A 15,394-nucleotide genomic window follows, 5' to 3' on the forward strand; every position below is an offset into this window, starting at 1 on the left:
CACTATGCAAGAAGAACGCCAATCTGCCGAGGAGTTTTTAAAATTAATTCGCCGTTCTAAACGCGGTAAATTCAAGGTTTATATCGGAATGAGTGCTGGAGTGGGAAAAACTTACCGCATGTTGCAAGAGGCGCACGGTTTGATGAAAAGTGGGGTCAAGGTAAAAGTTGGCTTTGTAGAGACGCATCAACGCGAGGAAACCGAAGCTTTGATTGAGGGTTTGATCGTGATTCCGAGAAAGCAGTTTTTTTATAAGGGGAAACAAGTGGAAGATATGGATTTGGATGCCATATTAGCAATAAGACCGGAGGTGGTGATCGTTGATGAGTTGGCTCATTCCAATATTGCTGGAAGTAAAAACGACAAGCGATGGCAAGATGTTATGGATATATTAGACGCCGGAATCAGTGTGATTTCGGCGGTTAATATTCAACATATTGAAAGTTTAAACGCCGAGGTAAAGGAGATTACAGGAATTGATATACAGGAGCGCATTCCCGATCAGGTCTTGGCTCAGGCAGATGAGATAGTCAATATCGATTTGACGGTTTCCGATTTGATGGAACGCTTAATTCAAGGAAAAATTTATAAAAATGATAAAATTGCTGCGGCTCTAAAGAATTTCTTTACCACGTCAAATATCTTACAACTTCGAGAGTTGGCTTTAAAGGAAGTCGCTTCACATGTAGAGAAAAAGGTGGAGACTGAAATAAGTTCATCCATACACGCGCGTCCGACGCGTTTTTTGGCTTGTATCAGTAGTAATGAGAAGACAGCCAAGGCGGTAATTAGAAAATCAGCTCGATTGGCCAACTATTTTCATTCGAGATGGTATGTGTTGTATGTACAAACAGCTAAGGAAAGTCCTAATAAAATATCGCTATCCAAACAAAGGCATTTGATTAACAACCTAAAATTGGCCACGGAATTGGGAGCAGAAATTATTAAAGTTGAAAACAACAGTGTCGCTCAGGCTATTTTACAACAAGTCGAAGAGCGTAAAATCACCACTATTTGTATAGGGAAACCGAGGTTGCACTTGTATCAAATTATTTTAGCTACCAATGTGTTCAATCAGTTGTTAAAAAAGTTATCTTCATCGGCTGTAGATGTTATGATTATGTCTTAGTACAAATGAGTTAGTAAGACCGTGGTTTTGCGAATCTCATTGGCGGTAAAAAGAATTGGGGCAGTAGAAAAACACCTTAGTAAAAGATATATGAGAATTAAAACCAAGTTAACCCTAGGAGTGGGATTGTTGTTTATTTTGATCGTTTTATTGGGTATGGTAGGGGCGGTTTACATCCATTTCCTAAAAAATGACACCGAAAATATATTGTTAGACAATTACAATTCTGTCATTTATTCCAAGCAGATGTTACAGGAAACTGAAAGTCACACAAATTTCGCCCATTTTGAAGAAGAATTAAGACTGCAGGAGCTCAATGCTACCGAAGCGGGAGAGCAGAAAATCAATAGGGAATTGCGCGAGCATTTCGAAGCGTATAGAAATAACGGTCAATCACCAGCTGATTTAAGTCATATCAGAGAGTCGCTCTTGGAGTTGATGACGATGAATATGCAGGCGATCGAGCAAAAGAGTCAGTTGGCACAAGATACGGCCAATCGGGCTACGGTGTGGATTGCCGTAACCGGTACGGCTTGTTTTATCATAGCCTTTACCTTGTTGATCAATTTACCGTCAAATATCTCGAATCCGATTAGTGAGTTAACGGACAGCATTCAAAAAATTGCCGCTAATAAATATGATGAACGGGTACATTTTGAAGACAACAATGAATTTGGAGATTTGGCAAAATCGTTCAATACGATGGCGCAAAAATTAGAGGAGTACAACAGCAGCAATCTGGCACAATTGATGCGACAAAAGACCAGAATTGAAGCGTTGATCAATAATATGAAAGATCCGGTAATTGGTTTGGATGAAAATTGGAAAGTGATTTTTGTCAACGAGGAAGCTTGTAAGGTTACCGGGATGGAATCCCAGCAAATGATTGGTTATAGTAGTAAGGATTTGGCTTTGGATAACGATTTAATTAGACTGTTGTTATTGAATCTTGATTCGGAGGAGATCAGACCAGAAGATACCCTGAAAATCATGGCTAACGGCAAAGAGGGTTATTATTCGCAGGAGGTGATTCACATTGAAGTAATACCGACGGGAGAACAACTTAAGGAATTGGTAGGGCATGTTTTAATTTTGAGAAACATCACGGAATACAAAGAATTGGATTTTGCTAAAACTCGTTTTATCGCAACGGTATCACACGAATTTAAGACACCTATTGCATCGATGAAATTGAGTTTGCAATTACTGGAAAACAAACGTATCGGAGACTTAAATTTGGAACAACAAAATTTGGTTGCTGGGCTTAAAGACGATGCGGATCGGCTGTTGAGAATTACCTCAGAATTGCTCAATATGACTCAGGTGGAAAGTGGAAACATCCAGCTCAATATCTTAAATACTCCTGTGGAAAAAATTGTTGATTACGCCATTATGGCCAATCAAAATCAGGCAGATACAAAAGAAATTACCCTTAAAAGTATGATTGAACTTTCCGCTACATTGGTGCAGGCCGATGCCGAAAAAACAGCTTGGGTAATGACTAATCTACTAACCAATGCCATTAACTATTCGCATGAACAATCCGTGATTGAAATACATGTTTATCAACAAGGTGATACGGTTGTTTTTAGTGTTAAAGACTTTGGTATCGGTATTCCACCCGAATATCTATCCAAAGTTTTTGATCGATATTTTAGAGTTCCGGGTACACATCGTGAGGGAACAGGACTGGGCTTGGCTATAAGCAAAGAGTTTATCGAGGCACAAGGAGGAACGATACGGGTTCAGAGTGAATATGGTGTCGGGAGTGAGTTTGTGGTGATACTCAAAAAGGTAGCAACAGTATAGACTCCGCACAAATTTGCCAAAGAGGATCGTTTAAGCTCCGTTTCTAGCTTGTCGAGATTAGTTGTAGTATAAAAATATTTTAATACAATATATTGAATAAAAAAAATAAGATTATAGGAGGAGTAATGGCTGTTTTGGCTGCGGTAATTGTAGTTCCGGATATAGGTTCATACTATCAACAAATGAAAATGTTAGGTGAGCGATTGCCTGAGAAGTATAAAGCAGTTCCATTTTTTGATGATCTCAAATCCAATTCGCATTATGATATACAGCATTTTGAAAGTAATGTTCCGCAATATGCTTTTATGACGGATACCGGTTCTTTAGTGATCAGTACCAATCATTTGTCCGAAGACTCTTCAGCTGGGTCTATATCAAAGTGGTTTAAAATTGATAGTTTGGGGCGTGCTGTAGATTCTTTAGTGATCCAAGATCAATTGATGCAAACTTTTGATTCCTATCTGTACAATATAGACGCGGGTTATTATTTAACTTGGTTATCAACGGGCGATACCATTCGTCAACCTTTTGTTTCTATTGGTGAAGGAGCCGTTTTGAATGAAGCAGCTACGAGGGAATTATTAGAGGGGGCTACCTACGCAACAGATCGCTATACCTCTGATCCGGCTGATGTAAATAAATCGCTGCGAACTGTAGTCGTTTTTAAAGACAGACAATGGTATACGGTAAAAACTACTTATCGTGATTTCTTGCCGAGTTACGCCGATCCGCAAGTATTTATTTCACCAGAAACTATCGATTTTGGGTTAATCGACCAACAACAAGCGGTAGTTCTGAACTATTTTGATAAAGAGTATTGGTATGGAAATAGCTTCTGGAATATCAGTTTTGCGGTAAACGGTCAAAAACCGGAACATTGGACTGGTACAGCTTATTGTGAAATGACTTTAAATGAACTGAAAGTAAGCTTTAAAAAAGACCAATTAGACTTATACAGACACGGAACTTTAGGATGGTACGACTTAACCATATATCAGCCACCTGCTTCTAATTATGCTTTGGTCAGTATGGAAGAGGGGCGCAAACAGTATGTGATTCGATGGAAATGAAAAAGGCTGGGAAATGTCGGATAACATTTCCCAGCCTTTTTATACCGGTTTCGTTTAATCCCATTTGTTTTTTGTACAGACCGACATCTTTCCACCACCGGTAAAAAATAAACCAAGACTAACAAACAAGTATATACATACGAGTTCAATAGCCAAGCCCCCGTTGGAATTAAGAGAAAAGACCTCATTCACATGAGCAAATAAAACAATTAAGATGCAAGTTACAGCCAATGCCAAGCTGGCCAAACGGGTTCTAAATCCGATAATGATCAGTAATGGGGCTATAATTTCACCAATGTAAATACCATAACCAAGAAAGGTTGGTAATCCATGGTCACTCACCACGCTTTTAATATAATCAAGACCGTGTACAATTTTGTTAATTCCGTGTAATAGCATGGTAAAACCAATGACCATTCGGATTAATAAAAGACCTAAATCAATGTTTGTTTTCATGTTTTCTGATTTTAAATGTTAATTAATAGTATTTGTAAGCTTTGATGCTCAAATTTTATTTTTTAGATTATCAAAAACGGTTTAAATATAATTATTTCTTTTAATTAAGCCTTATATTTTGATAATTTAATTGTTTTTGACGCTGTGGAGTTGTTTTTTTTGTAAAAATATTGTTTGTTTGTAATGAAAAATGGATTCGCAAATGTGTTAATGCTTTTTTGGTGGGTTAATTCTTTGTGAATCAAGTTAATATATTTTTTAATTGGTTTAAAAGAAGTAAGTTTTATGAAGAATACACTAGTAATGTTTTGCTTTTTCTTGCATTTAGGAATTGGGTTTTCTCAAGAAATTGCACAAAATTTAACAATAGACCAGGTAGTCAGTAATGACAATGTAGCAAAATGGGAAGTGAATCCGGTATTTTATGGAGAAATATTTGGATCAGTAATGGGCAAGGATTTTGAAAAGGAGAGTTTGGGTGGAGGACTGAATTATCAAGTGAAATCTCACCTTTTTTCAATTCAATATATTGCAAGCTCCGTAAAAGATCAGGCTTATGCATATATTCCGCTTGAAAGTATGACTATTCACGATCATAATATTCTGTATGGACAACGCTTTATTTTTGGAACACTATCTCTAAGTTTTTCGGCAGGTGTTTCTTATTCGAATATTATTCGAAAGATTACTGAAAACTATGCACATGACGCTCCTTATATCAAAAATGATAACTATTGGGGAATTCCCTATGAGCTCAATATCAAGTGGTTTAAAAGCGTTAAAAGGCCTTTGCTGCCAGCTAGGTTATTGTCAATGAGTAAACCCACAGCATTTGGGACTAGTTTTGGATTCAAATTCCACGGGTCTATTTCACAGCAGAATTATGTAGGAGTGGGAATGGTTATAGGGATGGGGTGGCACAGACCTTATGAGAATTAGTCGATATATTATAGATTTGATTAGTGAAAACGCGTTTAAATTTGAATAATTATCAAGTAAAATGAATTTAAAAATAAGTACTGTATTATGAAAAATTGGTTTTGGTTTTGTCTGGTCATTTTATCCTTTACCTATCTAGGATGTGAGAATGAAAATATATTACCTCCGGCAACCTCATTGGGATACAATACTTTTGGGTGCGTTGTCGATGGCGAGCTGTTTAAATGTGGCATATATGATAACGGTGATGAGGTGAGTAGTTATTATAGTGCTGACTCAACTAGAGTTTCTGGAAATAGTTATATAGAAGGATTTTTAAAAACTGAAATCAATATTTCTCTTACGGCAAAAAACATCGATCTGGAAGAGGGAAAAACCTACCGACTAGATGAACCGAAATCGGGTCAGGCCTATGCCGAAATAAGATTTGACTACTCTAGAAATGGATATACTACAGGCGGTGATCAAACGGGCGAGTGGACCATCACCAAATTGGATAAAACTAATAAAATTATTTCGGGTTTTTTCTGGTTTAACGTAGCCACAGATGACGGTAAAGTTTACAAAGTTACCAGAGGTCGATTTGATTTGAGCTATGCGGGTAAATCGTCCTATTGATTCCAATTAAAGCTATACTTTTTTTACTATAAAAACTGAAAAGGATCGTTACTCATTGTCGGTATGCTGTTGATGTATAATTTTAAAGCATTACGCTGTGGAAGGAGTTGTAATTTTGTGCAATGTTTCTTTTCTACTGCGCAATTCCTTTGGGGTTAAGCCTTGGGATTGTATTTTTATAAATTTATTAAAATGACTGACATCGGTAAATCCAAATTCTGCGCTGATTTCTTTTATTAAATCGCTACTGTATTGTAAGCGATTCTCCAAAATTCGAAATCGGTAAGTATCAATATAGTGTTTGATTGAAAGGCCCATTTCAGTTTTAAATATCCGACTTAATTGAGAAATGGAAATTTTAAAATGCAATGCCAAATAACCTAGGCTAATTTTGTCTGGTTGCTGTATATTATCGTGTATATGACGAACCACTCGTATAAAAAGGGGATCATTATAATGTGGTAGCGCATTGGGAATGACACTGCAGTTTTTTTGTAGTAATATCAAGATCGAATGCAATAATGGGAGCATAGTTTCAGTAGGTTTTGCTTCATTCTCTTCCCACTCCTCAACAATCAATTTAAATAAAATTTCCAATTTTAAGAGGGCACTTTCACTGAGCAAAATCGGATTGTGCTTTTCTTTAGCTATACCTAATTCATCAATAATTTTATTCCACTTGCTTGGATTCTTATCTGACGCATATAAATATTCATAGGAGAATTTAAGTACGCTAAATTCGGTTTCACTTTTTATATCAAAGAGATGGGCGTCATTGGGTGCTAAAAAAAACAAACACTTGTTTTGGTAAACGGTATCCTGATTATTAAAATGATGTATGCCGTGTCCTCGATGTATAAACATCAATTCAAGATGGTTGTGGTTGTGCAGGGGAAACGGCCATTCCATGGTACTGAAATGACGAATAAATATGGGCGTGAATTGAATAAAACGTTTCATGAGTGTTTTTTACAATTTAATGGTGTAAAAATACCATTTTATCTATTTGCATGGAAGTAGTTTTGCATCAAATTATTTTTCATGGAAACCCAAAATATTCAGCACTATCACAAAGCCATTATACCGATCATGGCTGTTGCAGCTGGCGTAATCGTTGCTAATGTCTATTATAATCAACCTATTTTAGGTGAAATAGGAAGATCTTTAAACAGCTCGGAAAGTGTTATTGGGAAAATTTCGATGTTGGCTCAACTGGGGTATGGTTTGGGTATGTTTTTTTTGTTGCCACTAGGTGATAAGGTCAACCGTAAAAAGTTAATATTAATGTTGACAGCAGCCTTGGTAGTAACTTTAGGATTAGCAGCCTGTTCGCAGAATGCGACTCAGATTCTGTTTTTAAGTTTTTTTGTTGGTTTGTTTTCGACACCAGCTCAGATCATACTTCCGATGGCTGCGACTTTGGGGAAAGAGAATCGCGGTAAAAATGTCGGGAAGGTGTTTAGTGGTATACTGATTGGCATTTTGGGAGCTCGGGTACTCAGTGGTTTGGTTACTACCTATTTGGGATGGCGCTATGTCTTTGTTATTTCTGCATTGATGGTTCTGTTTGTAATGGTATTATTATATAAATACTTACCAGAAATACCGAGTAAGTTTCAGGGCAGTTATTTGAGGTTGTTACAATCCACCTTAAGATTGGTCAAACAGTATAAAACCTTGCGACAAGCTGCCTTATTGGGATCTTTCACCTTTGGAGTGTTTTGTTCTTTTTGGACTACTTTGACTTTTCATCTCAGTAGTGAACCTTTAAGTTATTCGACAGCTACCATAGGTTTGTTTGGATTAATTGCTATTGGGGGAGCATTAGTAGCTCCTGTTTTTGGCAGAATCGCCGATAACGGCAAGGTTTTTAAAGGCCTGTTTATCACGGTATCCCTATTGGTAGGAAGTATCATGTTGATTAAAATATTTCCTTATTCTATTTTAGTTTTGATCCTAAGTATTTTCTTTTTGGATATCGGTGTTCAAGCGACCCAAATCATTAATTTTACACGTATATATGCACTTGATGAGCAGGCACATAGTCGACTTAATACCATTTATATGACAACTTATTTTATAGGTGCGGCAGTGGGTACTTTTTTCGGATTGTGGAGTTGGAAAATAGGAAATTGGGATATGGCTACATGGCAGATGTTGTTGTGGAGCTGTATTGCTTTATGTTTGGTTTATCTTTCCTATCGTTCGACTTATAAAAAAAGAGCATAATACGACCTTGGAAATAGATATTTTCAATGAATTAAGCACTTTTTAAGGTCAAACTTGTTCAAAACCGGACCTTTGTCAACACCAACAAAAAGTTGTTGGTGAACGCTTGGGGTTTTGAGATATTTTTTTTATGCTTTTTTTAATGAATATGTAAGAAATAAACCTTAAAAAGCAACAATCGAACAGCGATTTAACACTAGTAGCCAAAGGCGAAAAATTTAACATTTCCGATTAAAAAAAAAGCCTTTTGGCGTATTGTTTTTTTTTACTAAAAAGTATATTTGTATAGGTTTTTTATACATATATATGGTAGGATTTGAGTTAAATCCAGTTTACGAGTTAATAATTGACGATTTAGTCAATTGTAAATACGCGATATCCGATCACTTTTTTTCGGATGAAGAAGTACGAATACTTCGCAACCACCTCCTTTTAAAACAAGAACAAGAAAATTTTAAAAAAGCAGCTATAGGTAAGCTTTTCAACGAACAAGTGATCAAGGAAGTTCGGGGTGATTTTATATTGTGGATGGAGGAAGAAAAAGCCGATGAGGTGGAGCACATGTTTTTTGCAAAAATAAACGACTTAATTGCTTATTTAAACCGCACCTGTTATTTGGGAATTTGCGAAAGTGAATTTCACTATGCCATTTATCCAGAGGGCACTTTTTATCAACGGCATTTAGACGTTTTTCAAAATGATAATAGGAGGACCTTGTCCCTGGTTTTTTACCTAAACGATGAGAATTGGCAAGCAGATTATGGTGGTGAACTCGCTTTGTTTTTAGAGGGTGAAAACGGCCAGCAATCTGAATTAAAAATTCAACCCTTGGCCGGGCGTATGGCATTGTTTGACAGCAAAACAATCGAACACGAAGTGAAAAAAGTCAAACAACAACGCTACAGTATAACCGGTTGGTTAAAAACGAGATAAATAGCTTACATACAAAAAAACCGACTTTAAGTCGGTTTTTTTTATCATGTTATTTTAAAAGGTTCTTTTGAGCCTTTTTGAGTTCGTAAGTATATATTTTGACAAACAAATTTTCAACTTCTGTGCGTGCCCAGGGCATTTTGCGCAAAAATTTTAAAGAAGAATTGATACTGGCATCTTTTTTAAAACAATTGATGTTGACTTCCTTGCTCAATCCCTCGAACCCTTCGTAATAATTCACCAAGTATTCGAGTATAAAAACCAGCGTTTTTCCGTGTAAGGGATTTTTTATTTCTTCTTCCATAAACCTGTTTAAAGAGCAAAGTTAATCAATAAAAATCTACTTTAAAGCGTTTATACACCAACTCTTGTCTTTTAAAATTCTACTACAATATTTTGATGAATTTATCAGGCAGATCTAAGGCCTTCAAAGTTGGATTCGGGCACAAATTGGTTTGTTTTCTCGTTTAGGTATCTGATTGATGTATTGTGTTTGAAAATTATTTGTATTACAATTTTTTAGTGATATTTAGTGGTTGGAACTAAGTAGATTGATGGTGTTTTGATTTAGGTTCTTCTACTAATTAAAAAAAATTGATCAATCAACAACTTCGATAAAGCAAAAGAGATTGAAAGTCATTTATAAAAGCACAGCTCCCTAAAAATAAGGAGCTGTGTTTGTATAAATTAGTGCAAAAAAGGGGACAAGGTTTTAATCGACTACTTTTTTATTTCGAATTCGCATCCACAATAGGATAACAACAAATAGTAACCCAGACATACATAAATAACGCCAAGCTATATCGTTTTGCGTTTTTAATGATCCGGTAGAGGAAACGACATAACTTAAAATTGAAGTTAAAACATAGATCAATCCACCCAAAAGACCGCCGGCTATTCCGGCATTATTTGGAAAAGCGATCATACTTCGGGTAAAGTATACATTAAAAATAAATCCAGAACAAATATGAATGATAAAGGCAAAGAACATCAATACGGGTAAGTTTTGATAGTATTGGCCAATACCAATCATTACAGCGATCAGAAGCAGTTGAAAAAGGGCAAAACCGATCACTTTAGCTTTAAAATTCCAATGTATGGATCGTTTTCCCAGTAATCCACCAATCATCCAAGATACACCTAAGGTTAGAGCACAGTACCCGATGGTGACTGCATTGAAATTAAAGGTGTGTTCGATGATAAATGGACCCGCCATACTAAAAACCATAACTACGGAATAACTCAATCCCAATATCAAGATGCCCAAAACAAAATTTCCAGAACTCAGCATCATCTTATAAACTTGAAGTACTTCTAAACCTTTAAATGGTTTTTTAACGGCTAGGGTTTCTCCACTGTAGATCAATTCCAGTACAAACATCAATAAAGCGTAAAGGGCTAAGAAATAAAAATTGGACTGCCATCCGAAGGCTTTCTCGAGATAACCTCCCAAAAAAGGAGCAACTATGGGGCCACAAGACCAAGCAATAGTAAAGTAACTCAAATAGTATTTTAGTTGATCACCACTGTATAAATCGACAAAAAATGCCCTTTTTGAAACAACTATGGCAGCAATGGAAAAGCCTTGAATGACCCGCAATAGGCAAATTACAAATAAATCGTTGGAAATTCCGATCAAAACACTCGAAATAACTAAGATTATTAACGCAATCAAACTTGGTTTATACCGTCCGATACTGTCTAAAAGACTACCGATAAACAATTGTCCAATACCATAACTCAATAAAAAACAAGAAAGGGTTAATTGGATGTTCTTTTCTAACAGACCAAGATCTCTTGCCATAGCGGGAAAAGAGGGAAGATAGATATCGGTGACCAAGCCCGAGAGCGGTATCAGCATAAAGGCTAGTAATGTAGCCGTTTTTTTTCTTTGGGGAGAAGCTTCTATAAGCATAGTAAAACAGTTATTGTGATCGGACAAAATTAGGTTTTGTCGATTTGTTTGGATTTAGGAAATCAAATTGATTTTGTAATAAATCAAATATTTTACTTTTTAGCTAAAAGTTGTTTTTGCTTGAATTGCAAAGGGGTGATTCCCACGCTTTTTTTAAAGAAGCTATTAAAGTGAGAAGGATGTTCGTAGCCTAGTGTATATCCAACTTGAGACACATCCCAAGGGGTGTTGATTAAAAGGGTTTTGGCCTCTTCAATAATGCGGTTTTTTAAGATGGTAAAAGTGGTTTTACCCGTAGCGGTTTTAATTGTAAAATTCAAATGATTGACATGTACGTTTAATGCTGCTGCAAAATCAGCAGGCGTTTTCATTCGCAACGGATATGCTGGAGAGTCTAAGGGAAATTGCTGATCTAACAAATCTTCAAATAAGTGCAATAATCTCGACGGTGCACTTTGGCTTTGTATATCCATTTGAATGGGACTACCACAGATCAACTGATGCATAATCAAACAAAGCAAATTTCGAATGACATCGTATTTATACAGGTATTCAGAATGGGCCATTTGGAGCATTTGTTCAAAATAAGCTTCTATTAAATATAAAGTAGCGGGATCCAAGAAAACAACGGGATGGGTTAAGGGTTTAAAAAGAGGTGATTTTTTAAAAACGTCAAATGAGTGATGATCGTTAAAAAATGCGGCGTTAAACAAACAATAATAGCCGTCCTGTTCGTCAGAAATAGCTGTCCAAGTATACGGGACATCTGGACATGGAAGCAGTAGGGCAGGTCGATCAATTAACAGGGTATTGCCGGCATAGAAAACTTCACCAACTCCTTTAATTAGGGTGATTTTATAAAAGTCTCTACGATTATAAGGTGCTGCAAAAGAACAGTGTTTTCGCGTATTTATATTGAAATGAGACTTTCCATTTTCTATGTTTTGCGTGCTAATAGGAAACGGAATAAACGAGCGATCTCGATAAAAATCAACTAAAGTTTCTAGTTCATGACTCATGGAAGGACATTAAGTGGTAAAGGTATTAAAAAGCCTTTTGATGGCATTGAAAATTTTGAATCTGTTTATCAATGTTTGAAAAAATAGGTTCTTTTCGGAGTGACTTGCCATTTTAATCGTTTTATGATGAATATCATTTTTACTTGTTTGATCATGTGATATTTTTATACTATCCAAAATCTATTTTTGGACAGCAGAAGAAAAAGAATGTTTACCAAATAATTATAGGAATGAAGATTGAACAAATTTATACTGGCTGTATCGCTCATGCAGCTTATTATGTAGAAAGTGATGGAGAAGTAGCTATTTTTGATCCCTTGCGCGACATACAACCTTATTTGGATCGAGCTCAAAGTGACCATGCCCGAATTAAATATGTATTTGAAACGCATTTTCATGCCGATTTTGTTAGCGGACATTTAGATTTAATGCAAAAAACGGGTGCAGCGATTGTCTTTGGACCTACAGCAAAACCCAATTATCAAGCCATAATCGCTGAGGATAATCAGGTTTTTAGCTTGGGTAAAATAAAGATTCAAGTTTTACATACCCCAGGGCATACATTAGAAAGTACCACCTATCTCATTTTGGACGAAAGCGGTCGAGAGCATGCGATTATTACAGGAGATACCTTATTTATAGGAGATGTTGGAAGACCAGATTTAGTACAGTATGTAAATTCTAGTTTGACAGAGGAGATTTTAGCTCGTAAATTATTTCATTCGTTACGCGATAAGATTATGCCATTACCGGATCATATTATCGTGTATCCTAATCACGGTGCAGGTAGTGCCTGTGGAAAAAACATGAGTAAGGAAACCACGGATACTTTAGGCAATCAAAAACAAACCAATTACGCTTTGCGATCGGATATGACCGAAGGTGAATTTGTAAAAGAGCTTTTAACAGGATTAACTCCACCGCCTCAGTATTTTCCAAAAAATGTATTGATGAATATTAAGGGATATGAGTCATTAGATACCGTTTTGACAAAAGCCAAAAAACCCTTAACTGTTTTTGAATTTATCAAATTAACCGAGCAACCTGAAGTTTTGATTTTAGATACTCGTGATGCCGCTGATTTTGCAAAAGCACATATTCCAAACAGTATCAATATCGGTTTAAATGGAGGGTTTGCCGTTTGGGTGGGGGAGACGATTAGTGATATCAATCAGAAAATCGTATTGGTGACCGAACCGGGTAAGGAAGAAGAGTCGATGATTCGACTGTCTAGAGTCGGTTTTGATCATACGATTGGATTTTTGGAAAATGGATATCAAGCATGGAAAAAGGCGGGATTAAAAAGTGGCAAAATTGAGCGAATTCGTGCATCGGTTTTTGATGAAACCGTATTGTATAGCGATACCGTAGTATTAGACGTACGTAAAAAAAGTGAATACGATTCAGAGCATTTGTTGTCTTCTACTAGTATTCCCTTAAATATTCTGGAGAATCATTTAGAAGAATTGTCCTTAGAGAACGCCTATTTGATTTATTGTGCGGGCGGCTACCGAAGTATGATAGCCGCTTCTATTTTAAAGAAGAATGGTTTTATAAGAGTTGCCGATGTAATTGGCGGATATAATGAAATTAAAAAACGTACTCAGTTGGAGAAAACGACCTATGTATGTCCGAGTTCGTTATTATAACTTAAAATATATTTCGATTTAGTTTTTAAAAGTCAATAAATTCCATTTAAAAGCGGCGGCTAGATTGTTTTACGCACCTTTCTTACGTCCTACAAACCGTATGACTGAACCGGTACCGTTGTGGAAAGAGCCTTCGCTTAACTCAATTTCCGTTTGCTCTAGCTGTAAGATGTCAAAACTACTGAAATCCGATGTCAATTCCTCTATGGAAAATAAATCGTCAATGTCCTTAGGGCCACCAACCTTAGGGTTTACTGTGTTGTAGTGGAGGTGATCCTTACTAAAGGCTTCAAAGATTATTAAGCCACCTGGTTTTAATAATGTAATAAGTTTTTTGTGATAAGTCGATTTGATTGCCGCGGGAAAATGGGCATAGATCAATGCAATAATGTCAAATTGTTCAGGTTGATAACTCAGTTGCTCCAAGGCTCCAATTTCATAAGAAATTTCAACTTCAGCTTGTTGTGCAAGCAACAAAGCCTTTTTCTGTCCTTCAGTACTGATATCAAATGCGGATGCTTCCCAACCTAGTGTTGCTGCGAAGACAGCGTTTCGACCTTCACCCTCTGCAGCAAATAATATTTTACCGCAATTGGTATTGGCTAATTGCTCCTTTAGAAAAACATTGGGCGTTGTTCCATATGCAAATTCTTCGGAGTTATATCTTTCATTCCAACGATCTAACCAAGCTTTGTCCATAGTAATAAAAAAATAAAATATATTTTAAGCGGCAATTATAAGTTAATCTACCGTGTTTCTAGTGATTGTAAAAATAGTAAATAAAAAAATGGACGTGGTAAATCGTCCATTTTTTTTATCAATTTATATGCGTATCTTATAAGAATGCGCTAAAGTTTGACTCAATGCTTTAAAGTTTTAGCACGATTGTATTCATAGTTCATTTGTGCGATATTTAGTACTGAAATTTCCTGAGGGCATTCTACTTCGCAGGCTTCTGTATTGGAGCAATGCCCAAAGGCTTCCTGATCCATTTGATAGACCATGTTTAAAACGCGTTGATCGCGTTCTTCTTTGCCGTGAGGGAGTTTAACTAAGTGAATAATTTTTGCTGCTGTAAAAAGTGCAGCACTACCATTTTTACAAGTAGCAACACAGGCACCACATCCGATACAAGCGGCAGAGTCAAAGGCTGATTCAGCAATAATATGAGTTACCGGTATGCTATTAGCTTCTGGTGCTTGTCCTGTATTGACAGAAACGTAACCACCTGAAGAAATGATACGGTCAAAAGCACCTCGATCTACTTTTAAATCGCGCTTTATCGGAAAAGCGCCTGATCTGAAAGGCTCTATAACAACGGTTTCTCCATCTTTAAATTCTCTTAAATGCAATTGACAAGTCGTGGTGTTTTTTAGAGGGCCATGCGCCAAACCATTAATCATAACACCGCATTGTCCGCAAATTCCCTCCCTACAGTCGTGATCAAATTCAACTGGGGATTCATTGGATAGAATTAATTGCTCATTTAAAGTATCCAACATTTCTAAAAAGGACATATGTGGATTGATATCTTCTAAGGGGTAATCGACAAGTTTACCCGCTGATTTTTGATCTTTTTGTCTCCAAATTCTTAAATTTAGTTTCATAATTAGATATTTTAGAGGTCC

General features: G+C 36.4%; 15 protein-coding genes. 8 read left to right on the forward strand and 7 right to left on the reverse strand.

The genetic code is table 11. The features are described from left to right. Positions 1-4: 4 nt before the first annotated feature. From L1275_RS09785 to L1275_RS09795, 3 genes are all read left to right on the forward strand, one after another. Positions 5-1,129: a sensor protein KdpD gene (locus L1275_RS09785; protein WP_253472255.1), complete on the forward strand. Its 1,125-nt coding sequence runs from the start codon at positions 5-7 to the stop codon at positions 1,127-1,129. A gap of 90 nt (positions 1,130-1,219) precedes the next feature. Next, positions 1,220-2,938: an ATP-binding protein gene (locus L1275_RS09790; protein ID WP_253472256.1), complete on the forward strand. Its 1,719-nt coding sequence runs from the start codon at positions 1,220-1,222 to the stop codon at positions 2,936-2,938. Positions 2,939-3,030: 92 nt separating this feature from the next. Next, positions 3,031-4,008 (forward strand): hypothetical protein, encoded by a 978-nt coding sequence (locus tag L1275_RS09795; RefSeq protein ID WP_253472258.1) that lies wholly within the window; start codon positions 3,031-3,033, stop codon positions 4,006-4,008. A 54-nt stretch (positions 4,009-4,062) separates the two neighbouring features. On the opposite strand, the gene L1275_RS09800 is transcribed toward L1275_RS09795, so the two are convergent. After that, positions 4,063-4,464, reverse strand: a complete 402-nt coding sequence (locus L1275_RS09800) for a DoxX family protein (RefSeq protein WP_253472260.1) — start codon at positions 4,462-4,464, stop codon at positions 4,063-4,065. Between the two features lie 285 nt (positions 4,465-4,749). Here L1275_RS09800 and L1275_RS09805 point away from each other — a divergent pair, with 285 nt between their 5' ends. Both L1275_RS09805 and L1275_RS09810 read left to right on the forward strand, forming a co-directional pair. After that, positions 4,750-5,403, forward strand: a complete 654-nt coding sequence (locus L1275_RS09805; RefSeq protein ID WP_253472262.1) for a hypothetical protein — start codon at positions 4,750-4,752, stop codon at positions 5,401-5,403. An 87-nt stretch (positions 5,404-5,490) separates the two neighbouring features. Further along, positions 5,491-6,021, forward strand: coding sequence for a DUF6252 family protein (locus L1275_RS09810; protein WP_253472264.1), 531 nt, complete (start codon positions 5,491-5,493; stop codon positions 6,019-6,021). A gap of 90 nt (positions 6,022-6,111) precedes the next feature. On the opposite strand, the gene L1275_RS09815 is transcribed toward L1275_RS09810, so the two are convergent. Beyond that, positions 6,112-6,981 (reverse strand): AraC family transcriptional regulator, encoded by an 870-nt coding sequence (locus L1275_RS09815; RefSeq protein WP_253472266.1) that lies wholly within the window; start codon positions 6,979-6,981, stop codon positions 6,112-6,114. A gap of 81 nt (positions 6,982-7,062) precedes the next feature. Between L1275_RS09815 and L1275_RS09820 the strand changes: the two genes are divergently transcribed. Beyond that, positions 7,063-8,250, forward strand: a complete 1,188-nt coding sequence (locus L1275_RS09820) for an MFS transporter (protein ID WP_253472268.1) — start codon at positions 7,063-7,065, stop codon at positions 8,248-8,250. Between the two features lie 306 nt (positions 8,251-8,556). Continuing rightward, on the forward strand, positions 8,557-9,183 hold the full coding sequence (locus L1275_RS09825) for a 2OG-Fe(II) oxygenase (RefSeq protein WP_253472270.1): 627 nt from the start codon (positions 8,557-8,559) through the stop codon (positions 9,181-9,183). A 49-nt stretch (positions 9,184-9,232) separates the two neighbouring features. Here the strand turns inward: L1275_RS09825 and L1275_RS09830 are convergent, their stop codons facing one another. The 3 genes from L1275_RS09830 to L1275_RS09840 form a co-directional block, all read right to left on the reverse strand. After that, positions 9,233-9,487 carry a VF530 family DNA-binding protein gene (locus L1275_RS09830; protein WP_253472272.1) on the reverse strand — a complete coding sequence of 85 codons (255 nt, stop codon included), beginning with the start codon at positions 9,485-9,487 and terminating at the stop codon, positions 9,233-9,235. A gap of 408 nt (positions 9,488-9,895) precedes the next feature. Continuing rightward, positions 9,896-11,098 carry an MFS transporter gene (locus L1275_RS09835; RefSeq protein WP_253472274.1) on the reverse strand — a complete coding sequence of 401 codons (1,203 nt, stop codon included), beginning with the start codon at positions 11,096-11,098 and terminating at the stop codon, positions 9,896-9,898. A 92-nt stretch (positions 11,099-11,190) separates the two neighbouring features. Then, on the reverse strand, positions 11,191-12,117 hold the full coding sequence (locus L1275_RS09840; protein ID WP_253472276.1) for an AraC family transcriptional regulator: 927 nt from the start codon (positions 12,115-12,117) through the stop codon (positions 11,191-11,193). 230 nt (positions 12,118-12,347) lie between these two features. Here L1275_RS09840 and L1275_RS09845 point away from each other — a divergent pair, with 230 nt between their 5' ends. Then, positions 12,348-13,766, forward strand: a complete 1,419-nt coding sequence (locus tag L1275_RS09845; protein WP_253472278.1) for a rhodanese-like domain-containing protein — start codon at positions 12,348-12,350, stop codon at positions 13,764-13,766. A gap of 69 nt (positions 13,767-13,835) precedes the next feature. Here the strand turns inward: L1275_RS09845 and L1275_RS09850 are convergent, their stop codons facing one another. After that, positions 13,836-14,465 carry a bifunctional 2-polyprenyl-6-hydroxyphenol methylase/3-demethylubiquinol 3-O-methyltransferase UbiG gene (locus tag L1275_RS09850; protein WP_253472280.1) on the reverse strand — a complete coding sequence of 210 codons (630 nt, stop codon included), beginning with the start codon at positions 14,463-14,465 and terminating at the stop codon, positions 13,836-13,838. A gap of 161 nt (positions 14,466-14,626) precedes the next feature. After that, positions 14,627-15,373 (reverse strand): succinate dehydrogenase/fumarate reductase iron-sulfur subunit, encoded by a 747-nt coding sequence (locus tag L1275_RS09855; RefSeq protein ID WP_253472282.1) that lies wholly within the window; start codon positions 15,371-15,373, stop codon positions 14,627-14,629. Positions 15,374-15,394 lie beyond the last annotated feature (21 nt).

The sequence above is a fragment of the Flavobacterium sp. HSC-61S13 genome (assembly GCF_024171535.1).
Taxonomy (GTDB): Bacteria; Bacteroidota; Bacteroidia; order Flavobacteriales; family Flavobacteriaceae; genus Flavobacterium.

Excerpts from the sequence above, each read along its gene's own strand:
- L1275_RS09800 (WP_253472260.1), bottom strand. The coding sequence starts at position 4,464 with ATGAAAACAAACATTGATTTAGGTCTTTTATTAATCCGAATGGTCATT.
- L1275_RS09810 (WP_253472264.1), top strand. The coding sequence starts at position 5,491 with ATGAAAAATTGGTTTTGGTTTTGTCTGGTCATTTTATCCTTTACCTAT.
- L1275_RS09790 (WP_253472256.1), top strand. The coding sequence starts at position 1,220 with ATGAGAATTAAAACCAAGTTAACCCTAGGAGTGGGATTGTTGTTTATT.
- L1275_RS09855 (WP_253472282.1), bottom strand. The coding sequence starts at position 15,373 with ATGAAACTAAATTTAAGAATTTGGAGACAAAAAGATCAAAAATCAGCG.
- L1275_RS09845 (WP_253472278.1), top strand. The coding sequence starts at position 12,348 with ATGAAGATTGAACAAATTTATACTGGCTGTATCGCTCATGCAGCTTAT.
- L1275_RS09820 (WP_253472268.1), top strand. The coding sequence starts at position 7,063 with ATGGAAACCCAAAATATTCAGCACTATCACAAAGCCATTATACCGATC.
- L1275_RS09815 (WP_253472266.1), bottom strand. The coding sequence starts at position 6,981 with ATGAAACGTTTTATTCAATTCACGCCCATATTTATTCGTCATTTCAGT.
- L1275_RS09850 (WP_253472280.1), bottom strand. The coding sequence starts at position 14,465 with ATGGACAAAGCTTGGTTAGATCGTTGGAATGAAAGATATAACTCCGAA.
- L1275_RS09805 (WP_253472262.1), top strand. The coding sequence starts at position 4,750 with ATGAAGAATACACTAGTAATGTTTTGCTTTTTCTTGCATTTAGGAATT.
- L1275_RS09830 (WP_253472272.1), bottom strand. The coding sequence starts at position 9,487 with ATGGAAGAAGAAATAAAAAATCCCTTACACGGAAAAACGCTGGTTTTT.
- L1275_RS09825 (WP_253472270.1), top strand. The coding sequence starts at position 8,557 with ATGGTAGGATTTGAGTTAAATCCAGTTTACGAGTTAATAATTGACGAT.
- L1275_RS09835 (WP_253472274.1), bottom strand. The coding sequence starts at position 11,098 with ATGCTTATAGAAGCTTCTCCCCAAAGAAAAAAAACGGCTACATTACTA.
- L1275_RS09785 (WP_253472255.1), top strand. The coding sequence starts at position 5 with ATGCAAGAAGAACGCCAATCTGCCGAGGAGTTTTTAAAATTAATTCGC.
- L1275_RS09840 (WP_253472276.1), bottom strand. The coding sequence starts at position 12,117 with ATGAGTCATGAACTAGAAACTTTAGTTGATTTTTATCGAGATCGCTCG.